Source organism: Bacteroides mediterraneensis, assembly GCF_025993685.1.
Classification (GTDB): Bacteria; Bacteroidota; Bacteroidia; order Bacteroidales; family Bacteroidaceae; genus Phocaeicola; species Phocaeicola mediterraneensis_A.
In genome coordinates, this window is the sequence record NZ_DAJPEN010000001.1 from 3,782,098 (window position 1) to 3,800,800 (window position 18,703).

The following is an 18,703-nucleotide window of genomic DNA, read 5'->3' on the forward strand; positions in this document are numbered from 1 at the left end:
TATTAGAATGTAAAATGTACGCCACACATAAATGTACGTGCAGTAGGATAAGAGCAGAAGTTATATCCAGGAGTGAAAGTTCCACCTGCATAGTCCACATTATAACCTTTATAACCTGTGAATGTGTAAAGATTCTGTGCCGACACATACAGACGCACATCTGAGATGTATTTACCAAACCACTTATCAGGGAAATTATATCCCAACTCTACATTGGCAATTTTCCAATAAGCAGCGTTCTGAATCTTACGAGAACTGAACAAATCATTCCATGCCAAACTTGCGCTGTTAGTTATATATGTACGTGGAACATCAGACAAATAGGTCGTTCCATCTTCACTAAAGCGGTTAGCATCCAACATAGCTACCTCCTTGTTGCTCCATCCGTAACAAGAGTTGAGTGAGTTATATATGTCATCGCTCACATGATAATTCAGTGCACCATAAGTAGCAATACTTAAATCAAATCCCTTATACTCGAAACGTGCATTAAGACCAAAGTTTATTTTAGGTAGACCGCTTCCCAGCACCACTCTATCGTCGGTATCTATTCTCCCGTCATCATTTATATCCTTATATAAGCAGTCGCCCACATTGGCTCCTTCCTGAACAGCATGGTTATCAAGGTCTTCTTGAGTACGTGCAATTCCTTCATAAACATAACCATAAAACTGACCTATTTCCTGCCCAACGTAAGTGATGTAATCACCCGTTAAATAATAATCCGTACCAAATCCCAACGAAGTTACCCGGTTCTTTAACGTACTGAGGTTTGCGGACACCTCGTATTTAAAAGGATGATCGTGATTACGATAAGTAGCAGAAAACTCAAAACCTGAATTTTCCATAGAAGCTGCATTCATTGTAACTGTCGTATTTGAAACTCCAGCTTGTTCTGGAACTGGTACAGAATACAACAAATCTGTACTCGTATTCTTATACCACTCAGCCGTAAATTCTAAACGATTGTTGAATAAGGCCAAATCTATACCTGCGTTATACGTTTTCTTCTTTTCCCATGACAAATTGTTATCCACGAAAGTAGAAATAGCAGAGCCTGTTACAGGCGAATTATTGAAACTGTATGTCATGTTATTTCGCGACATAGTAGCCTGATACATGTATTCACCGATATTTTCATTACCCAGTTCACCATAGCTACCACGAACTTTGAACATGTTTACGACCTCAGGGTTGAAAGGGAAGAAACTTTCTTTATCAAAACGCCAACCTACAGATACAGAAGGGAATGTACCCCAACGAATACCACTAGACAAACGAGAACTAGCATCTCTACGTACTGTAGCAGAGAACAAATATCTGTCATCGTAATTATAGTTTACACGACCAATGTAAGACAAGATAGCATGTTTATACTCATAACTGCTTGAATAGGTATCTGAGCCGTTCTGAAGCTGTAAGAAATAAGGTTCAGTATAGTTTAATCCCCATCCTGTAAGTAAATCTGTATTTTCTTCCTCGTAGGTCTGACCTGCGACAATATTGATATGATGTTTGCCTATTGTCCCATCATAAGTAAGAATGTTCTCAATAAGCGCATCTGAATAGTCACGAGAAGCCTTTTCCAGACGTTCATTACTCTTCGCCAAATACACACGATTACTCTGTATCCAGGAAGGAATCCAAGTAAAATCTTTACAATGAGTCTTACTATAAGACAAATTAATCTTATAGTTTAACTTATGATTTTTACTATCAATGCCAAACATTTTAAGAATATCTACGTCAGCAGATCCTGTACCTACAAAACGATCCACACGTGTATTACGCTGTAGCAGATTATTAATCAGCAATGGATTAGATGCAGAGATATCTCCATGTATGTCATCATAGTATACACCATAGCCATAAGCATCATAATTATAATCACTCGCCGCACCTACTTTATCATCAAGAACCCATGTTGATGAATCGTACGCCTTGATAGTCGGCTGCATAAGTAAGGTACCACGCAAAACATTGGTTACATCGCCATACAATCCTTGAACGTATTCAGAAGCATTGGACAAACTCATATTATCCTGATCGGAATGAGAATAAACAACACTTGTTTGGAACTTCACGAATTTAGTATCCATAGTATTATTGACACGTGCAGTAAAACGTTCATAGTTCGGTCCTGCACCTTCAAGTGTTCCTTTTTGGTTGAAATAATCCAACGATACGTTATAAGTACTACGTGCGCTACCGCCTGAAAGGTTTACGTTATGATTCTGACGAATACCCGTTTTAAATACTTCATCAAACCAGTCGGTATCTGTATCATCCATAAATTTATATCTACCAGTCGTACTGTCAAGACTATATCCTCCCGGCAATGGGGTATTGGAGTTTAAGCAAGCCTGACCAATAAATTGGCTATACTGATCGGCATTCATTACATCATAAATACCTTTAGAAATATTATCAACGCCAAAATATCCATTATAATCTACTTTCAAAGGCTGATCTTTCTTACCACGCTTTGTAGTAATAATTACCACTCCATTAGCTGCACGAGAACCATATATAGCCGCTGCAGAAGCATCTTTCAAAACCTGAATTGTCTCAATATCATTTGAAGAGAAATCACGGATAGAAGTACCCATTGGCACACCATCTATTACATACAGTGGAGAAGTGTCACCAAAAGAGCCTATACCTCGAATACGTACTGTGGGGTCTGCTCCAGGCTGACCATCTGAAGTAACTTGTACACCTGCTACCTTTCCTTCGAGCATGGAAGATATATTAGAATGGGAAACCTGCTTCAAAGCTTCCGTATCAACGACTGCTACAGATCCTGTCAAATCAGACTTCTTTTGCGTTCCATAACCTACCACTACCACTTGTTCAAGCATAAAATCATCACTCTGCAGCTGAATAGGTTCAAGAGTAGACCGGTTGCGAACAGCAACTTCACGTTCCTTATAACCCACATAACTGACCAACAGGACAGCATTACCAGGTACTTCCAGCTGGAAATTTCCATCCAAATCGGTAGTTGTTCCAGTCGAAGTGTTTTTCACCCGAATAGTAGCACCCAATAGGGGCTCACCTTGTTCATCGACTACTTGACCACGAACCTTGATGGCTGGTGATTGTGCTACAGCAGCCATAGCGGAAATAGGATAGACCGCGGTACTCCCCAAAGCACACAAGCCAAGCATTGCGGAAAAAATCAATTGTTTTTTCATTTTTAATGGTATTAAATTTAGATTGTTAAATTAACTGAATTTTATATCTAACAGTATAGATTCACATTGGTCAATTACATCATATTATCGTCCCCATCATTACAACTCCAAAATAAGATTTTACATGACCACGTAAAACAGGAAACTTTATATGCCGCTTATAACCTTAGCAGCAATTTTCTGGTTATGTCTCATAGTATCTAATGTTTTAATAAATAACAAATCGTTTTTATAGTGTTTCAAAAGTAAGAAACCCTATAAAAACATAGGTGGACAAACGGACTTTATAGGTGGATAAATAAAAACGAGAGAGTAAACGGTTGGAATGCAACGAATTCGCACAGTCTTCTTTCCCCTTATAAAAGCGAACTACGACCCAATCAACATTTGCATATTGATAAAAAAGTATGGTCCCTTCCAAATTGCAGAAGATATTTCTGCATCATCCCTCACATGAATGATGCAGAAATAACTATTTATCTACTTAATTTCCTTCCAACATACCACTCGGAGTCACATTAAAATGCTTCGTAAAACAACGTGTAAAGTACTTCGGATCATTGAATCCCACTTCATAAGCAATTTCAGAAATGTTCATCGCACGGCTTACCTTATTCTTCAACAGAAGTTCACGCGCCAGATTCAAACGATAATTACGAATAAACTGACCGGCCGACTGCCCCGTCAAGCTCTGCATTTTTTTATTCAACAAACTCTTACTGATTCCTATAGCCTCAATAAAATCACTAACCTCAAAGTCGGGGTTCTTGTAGTTTTCCTTTACCACCTCCATGGCTTTACTCAAGAACTTCTTATCACCAGAATTTTCTTCTATCTCCAATGAATCCGTATTCATATCAATAGAGAATTTTCGTTGTAGACGTTTTCGATTTTCCAAAATATTCGATATACGGGCTAACAGCATATCTTCATCAAAAGGCTTCAGCAGAAAAGCGTCAGCTCCCATCTTATAACTTTCCAGACGAGCCTCATCCGAGGTTTTGGCCGTTAACATCAAAAATGGGATATGAGAAATGGAAAAATCACTTTTCACCCTACGGGACAGTTCCATTCCGTCCATCACCGGCATCATCAAATCGCTGATGATAAAATCTACATTGCTGGCACGCAATACCGTCAGAGCCTCTTCACCCTGAGAAGCCTCCAGTACATTATAATACTCCACTAAAATGGAACGGATATAATCACGCATATCCTTATTGTCTTCTACTACCAGTACTGTCATTCTTCCATTACGTGGGATATCTACTATCACATCCTCCTTATCAGCTTCTGAATCCAGTTGAACTTTAGACTCACCATATAGAGCTGGCAGAAGGATACGGAAAGAAGCTCCTTTCACCGGATTGTTCTTGGCATAAATTTTTCCATTAAGCAAACCAATCAGCTCCCGACATAGATAAAGACCTATTCCCGTTCCGCTCTGTCCGCTCACAGATTCCTGACTCTGATTGTCCGACTGATAGAACTGTGAAAAAATACGCTCCATATCCTGCTCCGGGATTCCCTTTCCTGTGTCACGTACACTGATAAATAGTTTTTTATCCTTTTCAGGGCCAACCACTCCCACATAAATACCAATACTACCTCCTTTCGGGGTAAATTTCAAAGCATTACTAATCAAATTAGTCATAATCTTACGCATCACATCCTCATCAAACATTAGGAATGGATCAGAAAGATGGAGATACAGCTGAAGAGCAATACCGCGACTGGTAGCATAATCGGCAAAAGGAGGCACCAGTTCACACATAAAAGCCTTCAGATTCCCATAGTTCGTAGCAATCTTGATATGCCCCTCTTCCACTTTCCGGAAATCCATCAACTGATTGACCAAAGAAAGCAGGTACTTGGAGTTCCGCTCCACCAGATGCAACTGTTCAATAACCTGTGGATTATAACTCAGTTTTAAAGCCCGCTCGATGGGTCCTATAATCAAAGTCAGTGGGGTACGGAACTCATGTGTAATGTTGGTAAAGAATGCCAGCTTGTCGATTGTCAGCTCTTCCACTTTCTGCGACATTTCCAGAATCTGATTCTTTTGTGTAGTAATCTTCTCATTCTGGTCTTTCAACAACTTATTTTGTTCAGAAAGTTCCTTCGTCTGATTGGAAAGCAGTTTTTTCTGCTCTTCCAACTCAGAAGTACGTTCTTCTACCATCTGATGCAACAAATCTTGCTGATGTTTCATCACTTTATAACGCCATAATAGCAAACGGTATCCTCCAAACAGCAAAAGGAACAGTACGGAAACCAAGAACCAAGGCGTTTTATAAAAATATGGACAGACTACAATAGACAACTCTTCTGTATGTTCCAGCCAGTGCTTCCCGTCCGGTGCATAACGAAGCTGAAACGTATATTTCCCTGGATAAAGATTTGTATAGGTTGCATTGTTCCGACTAGCTGGTACCGTCATCCACATGTCATCAAATCCCTTCAACCGATAAGAATATTGTGCCTGCGATTCTGACGCATAATCAAGAGCTGAAAACTCAATATAGAGTGATTTATCGCTTTCGTGCATACTAATCTTTCCAGCCTGTGGAAACACCTCCTCACCAAACACCTTGCAATGAGTAAAGGCCAATGGAAAAGTATGCAGATGTTCTACTTCAATCATCGGATGGATCTCCGTCAATCCTTTCTGACTACCAAAGAACAAATGTTCCTTATCAAAAGAAAGGGCACCAGCATTCCAATAGAACTGATTGGAAATCAGCCCATCAATCTGAGTATAATTTTGGAGCAGTTCTTCTTTCACATTAAAGCATGATAACCCATTATCTGTAGATACCCAAATATTACCATACCAATCTTCAAGAATACTACGAACACTGTTACTCACCAGCCCATCATCCTTTGTAAAAGCAGTAAACAAATAATCATCACCTCTTTTTTGTGCCCGATAAAATCCGTTTCCATTGCTACCCAACCACACAGTGCCGTCTTTTGCTTGAAAGATAGAAGTTATACGTTCTTTTTTACCAGAATCCGGCTTATCCAATTTATATACATATTTCTTATATTTCAACTGTCCTTTTCCATAAGCCACAAGATCAATGCGTAAAAGCCCGAAAGGAGAAGATACCCACAGTTCTTTTTCGCGAGTAATACACATGCCCAACGCATTCTGATTAATCACTTCTTTTCTCTCTTGTAAAAGTGGTTCTTCAATGGATCCATCAGCAGGATTATAAACATACAGATTACTCATCGTACCAATCCAAAGCAAATGATTAATAGAATCAAATGCCAGACTTGAAATAAAGGGATCTAGTAAAGGAAGAGGAATATAGCGTTTAGAAACAGAAGGCTTACGGTTAATCCAACCGACTCCACCTCCCCACGTACCCACATACAAACGTTCTTTGTTATCTATCACCAATACACTCACCGTGTTATGTCCCAGACAAGCTGGAGCAGCAGTGGTATAATGTAAAAACTTATCACTCCCTTGCAAACGACAGTTCAGTCCCCCTTCTACCGTCCCCACCCAAAGGGTATGATACTCATCTTCAACGATTGCATTGACAGGATTTCGGGAAAGACTTCCTGGATTATTAATTTGATGAAAATAATTGACTACCGATAAACGAGAAGGAAACATTTTACTCAAGCCTCCTATCTCTGTTCCAATCCAAACCACATTATTCTCATCATCCGCATAAAGCGCATTAATAAAGTTGCATGAAAGACCATGTATATCTAAAGAATCTTCCTCCTGAATCCGGATAAACTCAGAGGAAGAAGCATCAAACACATTTAATCCGAACAATGTGCCAACTATAATTTGACCATCTCGCATGGAAGTGATGTCCGTGACATAATTCTGCGACAATGACGAAAGGTTATGAGGATCATGCATGTAATACCGACTTGTATCAGTAGTCAGATCATAACAATATAAACCATTGTTTGTGCCAATCCACACATTATTTTGATAATGATAAATACAAAATACCGCATCATACGGTGAGATTGTCAATGAAACAGAAACTGGCTGCGGCTCCTGTGCTCTTTCCACCTCTTCATTTATACGGCAAAGCTTTCCTTTATGAAAAAACCATATATATCCATCTATTTCAGCCAATACACAACCACGTTCGTGCAAGGGAGTATCTGAAACAAGGATTACCTTTTTAACGGTACCTGTAGAATTAAATATCACTTTGTATATCTGTCCGTGACTACAAATCCACAAGTTTCCGGCCTTGCTGGTCAGCAGGAAACTGGCAGGCTGCTCCATCAATTCCGCCATCTGCTGCGACTGTAAAGATTCTGCCGACAACAGTTGCAGATTTTCTGTAGAAAGCAATTCGATACCGGCTTCTCCCGCCATCCAGATGCGATGAAAAGAATCTTCCGTCAGTTTTTCTACAAAGTTACTTTTCAATACTCTTTTTTCATTGGTTGCATTCGTATGAAAAGTTACAAATTCATGTCCATCATAACGAGCGACTCCTCCCCCGTATGTAGTCACCCACAAATAACCATCGCTCGACTTGATAATATCATCCACAAAATTATATGGCAAACCATCCTTAATCGTAATAGAAGCAAACGAAAAACGACTGGAGGTTTGAACAGCATGAAGTCCTACTGTAGGATGACACAGACAGAATATCAGCCACAGGCAAAAAAGTACACTTCTTTTTCTCATGAGATTTTTTTCACTTTTCAGACAAAGATAATCCGTTTTTATAGTCTTTTTCTGAAAAAAGCGATAAAAATCCACCCGAAAAACAAATGTCCACCTAATAGGAGAATTTGTCCACCCACGACTAAGTAATTGACCCTAATTTAGGCCTAAAATACATAAGGACAGAGATTTTACTATTTTTTCATCAAAGATTTCAGCTTTTTATGTAAGTTTGTATCACATTAAATTAAAAATAAAACCATGAACAAACACTTAGCCTTTATCTCTGCGCTTGCACTCAGCGCGGGTCTCAGCCTGCAAGCGCAAAACACCAATCAGATGGTGATTCAGGCCAACAAGATTGGTGCGGAAATACAACCGACCATGTACGGGCATTTCTTCGAAGACATTAACTATGGAGCCGATGGAGGTCTCTATGCAGAACTGATTAAGAACCGTTCGTTCGAATTTCCACAACACCTGATGGGATGGGACATTTTCGGCAACGTCACCCTCCAAGACGACGGGCCGTTTGAAAAGAACCCACATTACGTACGCCTCGGAGCCCCCAGCCATCCACACAAACGGACCGGTATTGAAAACGAAGGCTTCTTCGGAATCGGTATCAAGGCCAACGAAAAATACCGCTTTACCGTATGGGCAAGAGGGGAAAACCAGAAAATACAAGTGGAACTGATTGACAACGCTTCCATGGGAGAATCGCAGGTCATCACCTCACAAGACGTGAACATCAACTCCAAGGACTGGAAAAAATATGAAGTCATCCTGACACCCACCCAGACACAAGCCAAAGCGCATCTGAGAATCTTCCTGGCTTCTCCGGGCACAGTAGATTTGGAACATGTGTCTTTGTTCCCGGTAGATACCTGGAAAGGACGTGAAAACGGACTGCGGAAAGACCTCGTACAAGCATTGGCCGATACCAAACCAGGCATTTTCCGTTTCCCGGGAGGATGTATCGTGGAAGGAACCGAAATCACCGACCGCTACAACTGGAAAAACTCTGTAGGACCGGTGGAAAACCGTCCGCTCAACAGCAACCGCTGGGAGTATACCTTCCCCTACCGTTTCTTCCCGGACTATTTCCAAAGCTATGGCATGGGATTCTATGAACTGTTCCTGCTGGCTGAAGACATGGGGGCCGAACCGCTTCCGGTACTGAACTGCGGACTGGCTTGCCAGTATCAGAACGATGACCCGAAAGCACACGTTCCTGTAGACCAACTGGACAGCTACATTCAGGATGCACTCGACCTGATTGAGTTCGCCAATGGCGACACCAACACCAAATGGGGAAAACTCCGTGCCGACATGGGGCATCCGGCTCCGTTCAACCTGAAATTCATGGCCATCGGAAACGAACAATGGGGACCGGAATATCCGGAACGCCTGAAACACTTTGTAGAAGCATTGCGGAAATCACATCCGGAAATCAAGATCATCGGTTCTTCCGGTCCACAGTCTGAAGGAAAGGATTTCGACTACCTGTGGCCGGAAATGAAGAAACTGAAAGTCGATTTGGTAGACGAACATTTCTACCGTCCCGAAGACTGGTTCCTGAAATCAGGCAACCGCTACGACAACTACGACCGGAAAGGCCCGAAAGTATTTGCCGGAGAATACGCCTGCCACGGAAAAGGCAAGAAATGGAACCACTTCCATGCATCTCTGCTCGAAGCTGCCTTCCTGACTGGAGTAGAAAGAAATGCCGACGTGGTACACATGGCCACCTACGCTCCGCTGCTGGCTCACGTGGAAGGATGGCAGTGGCGTCCAGACTTAATCTGGTTCGACAACTTACGCTCTGTACGCACTTGCAGCTGGTATGTACAGTCACTCTACGGTCACAACAAAGGTACCAACGTAGTACCTCTGACCATGGACAAGAAACCGGTCAGCGGACAAGAGGGTCAGAACGGACTCTTTGCCAGTGCTGTCTGGGATGAACCCACTCAGACTTACATCGTAAAAGTAGCCAACACTTCTGACAAGGCACAACCTCTCACACTGGAATTCAAGGGACTGAAGAAGTCAGTCACTTTAGGCGACGGAAAATGCATTACCCTGCACACGGAAAATCCGGATGCAGAGAATACACTCGACAAGCCGAACCTGATAACACCACAGGAGAGTGCCGTATCCATCGAAGGAAATACACTCAATACCGAAATAGGTGCCATGACATTTGCCGTCTACAAATTCAAGAAAGAAAGCAAATAAGCCATCGGTTGATTGCCAAAAAGGTGCGTCTGGATTGCCCGGACGCACCTTTTTTTCGCTTTAATAATACATGCACAACCTATATCCCAAATACAATAAACAAGTACATGCCACCAATAACATGGTCAGTGTCACCTTCAAGGCTTTCTGACGCTCCTTCAAACTAAGTTCCATACCAAGTCCTCCATTTGTTCTGTAACAAAGTTCGGAAAAATATATTACAAAATCATGTAAATAAAGCAACTTTTGTGTGAAAATGCTTTCCAAATTCCACCCATACTTTTTCTTAATAAATCTTTCAGACAAGCATGATTTTCCAAATTATGTTATAAAACACATCTTTTAGACTCATTCCTTTGCAGATTTCCGGAAAGTCCTTACCTTTGCAACGTGTTTTTCATAGTATTAGATTTAAGGTTAACAAAAGGTTGGAGTTCAGCGGAACTCCTTTTTTTATGTCCGTACGTGAACACAAAAAAATTCCGGGCCTGAGCATTCCTTTTGCTCAAGCCCGGAATTTTTATTTCCTATGACAGGCGATTTTTACATCGGTACGATAGTGAATCCCCAACGGTATTCCTTATTGGCTGGAATCAGGTACTGCGGGTCTGGAATAGAACCCCAGCTGTCGAAACCGCCCACACCCATCTGGCGCATGTCCAGGCAGACTTCCACAAAATCACGCGGAGTGATGTCGTTGATGTGGGTCTGACGCGGCTTAATGTCTTTCGCCGTACGGATATCGTGTTTCAGCTCTTCCGCATCCCGGTTGTTCCACTGGTAGTCGCGGCTTGTCGCTTCTTCGCCGTCAAAGTCTTCCACGGAGTTGCGGAGAGAATTGAATTCCATCATTCCGTCGGCATACACAGCCAGTCCCTTGCCGTTTCTCTTTTTCAAAGTCAGCCAGCGGGTATCGGTGTGATGTCCGTTCTCTTGCGGACGTACATACGGATAATACATCTGTTCTGCCGTGCTCCGGTATTCACCCACCAGTGTACCGTTGTTTCGGTCACAGTAATTTTCTTCCGGTCCACGTCCGAAATAAGTCACCTGCTCCATGTCGGCCGGCAAACGGAAACGTACTCCGATGCGCGGTACCACCAGTTTGGAACTTTCCTTGCGACGTGCTTCGTTGCCCGGTGTAAAGGTAGCCATCAGGGTCGCTTCCGAAGCCTCAGTCTGAGCGGCCTGCATTTCGGTAGAAGTGAAGGTATAATCAGCTTTCACCACTCCCGACGGATGGATGCGGTAAGTCGCAATGTAGAGATTGCCCGCAGCCAGCAGGTAGCTCACCTTCAATACGGCATCTTTTCCGTCCAAGGCGAGTGAGGCATCCACTACGTTGAAGTTCTTGCTCGACTGTTTCCAGATTTGCAGACGTTTCGGCATCTGGCTTCCGTAGTCGTTGTCGTTCGGTCCACGCCAGAAGTTAGGCTGCAAACCGAATCCCTCGTGGAAGTATTCTGTACCTTTTACTTTATAAGAAGTCACCAGCCCGGTTGATTTGTCGAACACAAACGATACGCGTGACGACTGTACCGTCAGCAGGTTGCCGTTTTCACTGCACTGCAAAGCCGGACCTTGCACCGCGAACGAACGGTCGAGGGCCTCTACCGGCAGACGGAACTGTTCATGCGCAATTTCATAACCGACCGGAATCAGCGGTTCCGGTTCCAGCGTTGTCACCGAGAAGTTCACAAAATATTCTGTACCTGCCTTGGCCTTCAATCCCCCGACGTTTACCGCCAGTTCTTTCTTGGCCTGAGGAGCCACGTCCAGCGATACTTTTCCACGGCGTACCACCTTGTTGTTTTCTTTCACCTCATACGTAATCTGGTATTTCTTCAGGTTGGTGAAATAGAAACGGTTGAGCACATTGAATTTTCCGTTCGCCAGGTCGGCAGCTTCGAAAGCCACATTCTGATGCGCATATTTCACTTCACTCATCGCCGGATGAGGATTACGGTCCGGATTCACGATACCGTTGCAGCAGAAGTTACCGTCGCTCGGCATGTTGGTACCGAAGTCACCTCCGTAAGCCCAATAGTCTCTTCCGTTCTCATCCTTTACCAAGATACCCTGGTCTACCCAGTCCCAGATATAACCTCCCTGCAGATTCGGATATTTGTAGATGGCCTTCCACTGGTCCCACAAGCCTCCGGTAGAGTTACCCATGGCGTGGGCGTATTCCGATGGTGCCACCGGACGGTCACTACCCCGACGGCCGATGCTTTCCAACCATGCCGCACTAGGATATTGGGGTACGTACATATCTGAGTTCCATTCCCACTGCGCACGTTCGTAGTTTACCGGACGGTCCATCAGTCCCTTGTCTGCCTGTTTCACCCACAAGTACGCCTCATAGAAGTTGTACCCGTTACCAGCCTCGTTACCCAATGACCAGAACGTCACAGAAGGATAGTTCTTGTTACGTTCAAACATGTTTTCCACACGATACAAATGCGGCTTCAGCCATTCCGGATTATTCCCCAACGTACCGCCCTTGCTCAGGCTGTAATACATACCGTGGCTCTCGATGTTAGCCTCATCGTAAATATACAGACCGTATTCATCACACAGTTCATAGAAACGGCGGTCTTGCGGATAATGGCACAGACGCACCGTGTTGATATTGTTGCGCTTCATCAGCTCCAGGTCCTTGCGCATCAGTTCCTCGCTCACGTAATGACCTGTCAGCGGGTTGTGCTCGTGCATGTTCACCCCTTTCAGTTTCAACGGCTGTCCGTTGATGAACAACACATGGTAGTTCTTGCCATTGGCTGCCTTCTGGTCAATTTCCTTGATTTCGATACGACGGAAACCTACGTGATACGGAATAACCTCGGTCACTTTGCCGTTTTCCTTCACCGTCATCAGCAGTTTGTACAGGTTCGGAGCTTCCGAGGTCCACGTCTGTACTTCCGGCAGTTCCTTGCTGAAAGACACCGTACCTTCTTTTCCCGGCAACACCTCGGATGCCTGCTCGCCACTGGCCACCACCTTGCCCTTGCTGTCCAGCAGTTCATAGCTTACATTCAGTCCGGCCGTCTGTGCACGGTGGTTCTTCAGTTCCATGTCCAGACGGAAAATACCCTTGGTATAAGAATCATCCAACGTAGAAGTGATGCGGAAATCCTGTACCGAAGCCTTCGGCTGTGAATAAAGGAACACATCGCGTTCGATACCGCTGATACGCCAGAAGTCCTGACATTCCAGATAAGACCCCGTGCTCCAACGGAAAATCTTCAAGGTCAGTACGTTGTTCCCGTCCTTCAGGTAATCGTTGATTAAATATTCTGCCGGATTCTTGGAATCCTCGTTATAGCCCACCTCTTTACCGTTCAGGTATACATAACAGCCCGATTTGGCTCCGGCAATGTGCAGGTAAATATCGCGTCCTTTCCATTCCGAAGGTACCGTAATGTCACGGCGATACACACCTACCGGATTTTTCTCCGGCAACAGCGGAGGCTGAGGATTGCGCGGCTGGAACTCATAACCATGGTTGGTATAAATGGCTGTACCGAAGCCCTGCACTTCCCAGTTACCCGGCACCTTGATGTCGTGCCATCCGTCGGTACTGGTCTCCGGCGAAGTGATATCGGTCGGAAGGTCCAAATAAGAATCCGTGTAATAAAATTTCCACGTTCCGTTCAACAGCTCATAATAAGGGCTGTTTTCATACTTTCCGGTCAAAGCCTGTGTCTTGTCGGCATACGTCATAAAAGCCGATCTAGGCGCTTCGCGGTTTACAGATACGGTTTGAATATCTTTCCAATAAGGTAAAGATGCATTTTCTGCATATACCTGTTGGGGCACTCCACTGATGGTCAGCGCTCCCGTCAGCGTACAGCAAAAAGTCTTCATTGCAAGAGTGAGGTTCCTTTTCATCTGTCCTTTTTAAGGTTAATAAATTTCAGAGCGCAAGTTAGGAAGAATATTTCATATTCAACCTAAAATTCCTCATAAATTTTATTTTCTTCTAAAGGAATACGTTTTACAAGAAAAATGTCCGCCACCGAAATCAATTCAATGACGGACATTCGCTATCTGTTACCTTTTAGCCAATCAATACCATACCACCGGCTTATCGCCCATCAGGAAGGTCAGTTCACCTCCCTTCATGATATCGGCATATTCTATCCAGGCTTTCTTATATTCTTTTCCGTTCAGCAACACACCCTGTATGTAATTGTTCTGCTGGCCCTGGTCGTCGCGCTTGATGACAAACTTGCCTGCCGGTACCGCAATTTCGACCTTCTCGAAATTCGGATAGCCAAAGACAAACTTACCTCCGGCAGGTTCCACCTGATAGAAACCGAAGGAAGAAAGCACATACCAGGCCGACATCTGGCCCACGTCTTCGTTACCCGACAATCCGTCCGGCTGGTCAGTGTACATGGTATGCAGAATTTCTTTCACCCGCTCGGCTGTCTTCCAAGGCTGGCCCACCAAAGTATACAAATAGGTGATATGATGACTCGGTTCGTTGCCATGGGCATACTGGCCAATCAGTCCGCTGATGTCCGGTGACGAAGCCTCACCCAGCTCACCTTCGGCCAGGAAAAGAGAATCCAGTTTGTGGACAAAAGCATCTTTACCACCGAAACAAGCCACGAGTCCCTCTACATCCTGCGGCACCAGCCAAGTGTACTGCCAGGCGTTTCCTTCGCAATAGTCATCGTCTCTGTGTGCCGATGCATACGGGCTGAAAGGCGTACGCCAGGAGCCGTCGCTTAGCTTGCCTCTCATAAAGCCTGTAGAAGCATCAAAATAATTCTTGTACGACTTGCTGCGCTCCAGGAAGTAGGTATAATCCTCCTGCTTGCCCAAACGGCGGGCAGCCTGTGCCACCGCCCAGTCGGCAATAGCGTATTCCATGTCGTAAGCAATGGCTTCCGTCATCTTGTCGGCCGGAATAAATCCGTACTGAATCCGATATTCCATACCGCGTTCAGGCAGCATGGACGACTCTTTCAGTGCCTTGAATGCCAGTTCCGAATCAAATCCCTTGATGTCCTTCAAAATGGCGTCTGCCACTACCGGTACCCCGGGATTTCCCACCATACAGTTCGTTTCACAACCCATCAGGTGCCATACCGGCAACTTGCCTTGCTGCTGATAGATATGCAACATCGTGTTGATGATATCGCTCATCCGCTCCGGCTGAAGGATGGTCATCAAAGGCTGTGCGGCCCGGTAAGTGTCCCAAAGAGAGAAAGTAGTGTAGTTCTTGAACCCTTTCTCGTGGTGCATTTGCTTGTCGGCTCCGTAATAATCGCCATTCACGTCACAAAATTCTGACGGAGCGAACAACGTATGGTACAAGCTGGTATAGAAAATTTTCTTGGACACCGCATCCTGGGTAGATACCTGGACTTTGTTCAACTCCTTGTTCCAAGCTGCTTTGGCATCGGCCACCGTCTTTTCAAAATCCCAGCCACTGAGTTCTGCCTGCATGTTCAACAGAGCCCCCTCTTCTGACGTGGGCGAAAGAGCTACCTTCATGTAAATCGGCTCCGGATTTCCAGCCGGGAAATTCACCCGGGCAAACAGCTGGGCCCCCTGGGCCATATTGCCTTCCTTCACCGAATCGTTGACAATGAAGGCTACACTGTCGAACTTCCGCGAGAACTCGGCCCGGAAGAAAATGCGCTGGTCGTCGGCCCATCCCTTGGAATAACGGTAACCGCTCAACGTGCTGTCGTTGACCACCCGGATGACCGCATCCGTGGTCTTGTCCCAGCAACCTCCGTTCACCATATCGAACACAATGGCCGGACTTTCCTTCTCGGGGAAAGTATATTTATGGAACCCCACCCGCTTGGTGGCCGTCAGTTCCACATCCACATTGTATCTTGACAGATGCGTACGATAGTAACCCGGGGTGACCACTTCTTTCGAACGGTCGGAATATGACCAGAGACCGGTTTCATACGACGTGGTATCGCCGCGCGCATAAGTCACTTCGCCCACCACCGGCATCACGTTGATATCATGCAAATCGCCGATACCCGTACCGCTCAGGTGCGTATGAGGAAAACCGATGACTGTAGAATCCGACTCATGATAACCCGACACCCAGTCCCATGACTGAGGGATGCTGGTCGGCCCCAGCTGTACGAAGCCATAAGGCACATTCGCCCCGAAAAACACATGTCCGTGTCCACCGGTACCGATACGAGGGTCTACAAACTGCGTCAAGTCTTCCATTTCCAACTTTTCCTGCTTGTTTCCACAGGAAGCCAGACACAAAGACAAGACCGGAACAAACAATAATGATTTTTTATCCATGGTTTTAAATTTAATATAATTCAAGGTCTATCATTTCTTTCTCTCGAAAAAGAATAAGGAACATCTTCCCGCGCGATTCCTCTTTTTTCGTTCGGCAAGTTACTCATTTCTATTTGTATTTTAGCACCTTTCATCAAATCTTTATGAGAAAAATAATTGTGTGTATAAGTTTTTCCATTCATTTTCATGTCCTTAATGTAAAAATTCTCCTCATTGTTCAACGGAGCCTCTATCGTTACGTCCTTTCCGTTTTCCAGATGAATAGTCGCTTTCTTAAACAAAGGAGCACCCACCACATATTCATTGCTTCCTGGACATACTGGATAGAATCCTAAAGCTGTAAATACATACCATGCAGAAGTCTGTCCATTGTCCTCGTCACCACAATATCCATCCGGAGTCGGTGTATACATCTTGTTCATCACCTGCCGCAACCAATACTGGGCCTTCCAAGGCTGCTTGGCATAATTATACAGGTAAATCATGTGCTGAATGGGCTGGTTGCCATGGGCGTAATTCCCCATGTTCATCACGGTCATTTCCCGAATCTCGTGGATGACAAAACCGTAATAGCTGTCATCAAACACGGGTGGCACTGAAAATACGGAATCCAGCATTGCCACAAACATCTTTTCTCCTCCCATCAGGTCAATCAGTCCTTGGGGGTCGTGGAACACCGACCAGGTATAATGCCAGCTGTTTCCTTCGGTAAAGGCATCCCCCCATTTGAGCGGAGAGAAAGGCGTCATGAACGTGCCGTCTTTCTTCTTGCCCCGCATCAGCCTGGTTTCCGGGTCAAACAGATTCTTATAGTTCAAAGCCCGCTGGGCAAACAGGTTGATTTCTTCTTCCGGACGCTTCAGTTCTTTGGCCAGCCGGTAGATGCACCAGTCATCATACGCATATTCCAACGTACGGGCCGCATTCTCATGGATTTTCACGTCGCAGGGCACATAACCCAGCCGGTTGTAATATTCATATCCCAGCCGTCCGGTTGAAGAGACCTCCGGATGTACGTTTTGAGTGCCGTGCAGCAATCCTTCGTACAAGGTCTGCAGGTCGTCCACCTTTACATCTTTCATATAAGCATCAACTAACACGGAAGCAGAATTGTTGCCCACCATACATCCGCGGTGTCCGGGGCTGGCCCATTCAGGGAAGAAACCACTCTCTTTGTAAGTATTGACAAGTCCTTCTTGTATCTCTTTATTCACAGAGGGATAAGCCAAGTTCAGCAACGGGAACAAACAGCGGAACGTATCCCAGAAACCGGTATCCGTGTACATATACCCCGGCAGCACCTTCCCGTTGTAGGGACTGTAGTGTATCACCTGCCCACGAGCATCTATCTCATAAAGCTTGCGGGGAAACAGCAGCGAACGATACAGGCAGGAATAGAACGTGCGGTATTGGTCCAGATTCCCTCCGTCCACTTCAATTCGGCCCAGCACCTCATTCCAGGCCGACTTTCCTTTTTCTGCCAGCACCTCCAGACTGTCATCACCCAGCTCCTTCAGGTTTTCCAAGGCTTGTTCCACACTGATAAACGAAGAAGCCACCCGCGCATGTACCTTCTCCCCTTTTCGGGTAGCAAAACCGATAATGGCTCCCGCATGGCTTGCTTCCTGTTCAACCTTATCTACCGAGATACAGCTATCAGCGACCGTAGCCTTGTACGTAAAAGGCTTATCAAATTCTATTACAAAATAGTTTTTGAAGTTATCAGGCACACCACCACTGTTCTTGGTAGAATAACCGATAATGCGATTATTTGCCGCATCAATCTTTACGTATGAGCCCTGATCAAACGCATCAATCACTACATAAGAATGCTCATTTTCAGGGAAAGTGAAGCGGAACATCGCAGCCCGTTCCGTGGGCACCAGCTCTGTAAGCACATCGTGCTCGGCCAGATATACCTTATAATAATATGGCTTGGCCTCTTCCCCCTTGTGCGAGAACCAACTGGCACGCTGGTCTTCCTCGAACATCGGCTTTCCGACCACCGGCATGATGGAAAACTGACCGTAGTCGTTGATCCACGGACTGGGCTGGTGCGTCTGCTTGAAGCCCCGGATTTTGGTGGCCGTGTACATATACTGCCATCCGTCTCCCATTTTCCCGGTCTGCGGAGTCCAGAAATTCATTCCCCACGGGCGGGCTATGGCCGGATAGGTGTTTCCGGCAGAAAACTCGTAAGTGGACTGTGTACCCATCAGCGGATTCACATAGTCTGCATAATTGGTGGCCTTACCGTGAAGGGCAAAGCACAGTATCATCATTAACCAAACTAATTTCTTCATTTTAA

General features: G+C 44.9%; 6 protein-coding genes. 1 reads left to right on the forward strand and 5 read right to left on the reverse strand.

Going from position 1 to position 18,703, the window contains the following annotated elements:
- Positions 1 to 2 precede the first annotated feature (2 nt).
- Positions 3 to 3,197 (reverse strand): TonB-dependent receptor, encoded by a 3,195-nt coding sequence (locus tag OIM59_RS16190; protein WP_299172955.1) that lies wholly within the window; start codon positions 3,195 to 3,197, stop codon positions 3 to 5.
- Positions 3,198 to 3,681: 484 nt separating this feature from the next.
- Entirely contained in the window at positions 3,682 to 7,881 is a 4,200-nt protein-coding gene (locus OIM59_RS16195) for a two-component regulator propeller domain-containing protein (RefSeq protein ID WP_303897703.1), read from the reverse strand.
- A gap of 240 nt (positions 7,882 to 8,121) precedes the next feature.
- Between OIM59_RS16195 and OIM59_RS16200 the strand changes: the two genes are divergently transcribed.
- Positions 8,122 to 10,101: an alpha-L-arabinofuranosidase C-terminal domain-containing protein gene (locus OIM59_RS16200; protein WP_299172962.1), complete on the forward strand. Its 1,980-nt coding sequence runs from the start codon at positions 8,122 to 8,124 to the stop codon at positions 10,099 to 10,101.
- A 543-nt stretch (positions 10,102 to 10,644) separates the two neighbouring features.
- Here OIM59_RS16200 and OIM59_RS16205 read toward each other — a convergent pair.
- The 3 genes from OIM59_RS16205 to OIM59_RS16215 form a co-directional block, all read right to left on the reverse strand.
- Positions 10,645 to 13,968, reverse strand: coding sequence for a glycoside hydrolase family 2 TIM barrel-domain containing protein (locus OIM59_RS16205; RefSeq protein WP_303898267.1), 3,324 nt, complete (start codon positions 13,966 to 13,968; stop codon positions 10,645 to 10,647).
- A 201-nt stretch (positions 13,969 to 14,169) separates the two neighbouring features.
- A complete protein-coding gene (locus OIM59_RS16210; RefSeq protein WP_303897706.1) occupies positions 14,170 to 16,395 on the reverse strand; it encodes a GH92 family glycosyl hydrolase in 2,226 nt (741 codons plus the stop codon).
- A 20-nt stretch (positions 16,396 to 16,415) separates the two neighbouring features.
- On the reverse strand, positions 16,416 to 18,698 hold the full coding sequence (locus tag OIM59_RS16215) for a GH92 family glycosyl hydrolase (protein ID WP_303897708.1): 2,283 nt from the start codon (positions 18,696 to 18,698) through the stop codon (positions 16,416 to 16,418).
- Positions 18,699 to 18,703 lie beyond the last annotated feature (5 nt).

Coding starts and splice junctions, on each gene's coding strand:
- OIM59_RS16190 (WP_299172955.1), bottom strand. CDS start 3,197: ATGAAAAAACAATTGATTTTTTCCGCAATGCTTGGCTTGTGTGCTTTG.
- OIM59_RS16195 (WP_303897703.1), bottom strand. CDS start 7,881: ATGAGAAAAAGAAGTGTACTTTTTTGCCTGTGGCTGATATTCTGTCTG.
- OIM59_RS16215 (WP_303897708.1), bottom strand. CDS start 18,698: ATGAAGAAATTAGTTTGGTTAATGATGATACTGTGCTTTGCCCTTCAC.
- OIM59_RS16205 (WP_303898267.1), bottom strand. CDS start 13,968: ATGAAGACTTTTTGCTGTACGCTGACGGGAGCGCTGACCATCAGTGGA.
- OIM59_RS16200 (WP_299172962.1), top strand. CDS start 8,122: ATGAACAAACACTTAGCCTTTATCTCTGCGCTTGCACTCAGCGCGGGT.
- OIM59_RS16210 (WP_303897706.1), bottom strand. CDS start 16,395: ATGGATAAAAAATCATTATTGTTTGTTCCGGTCTTGTCTTTGTGTCTG.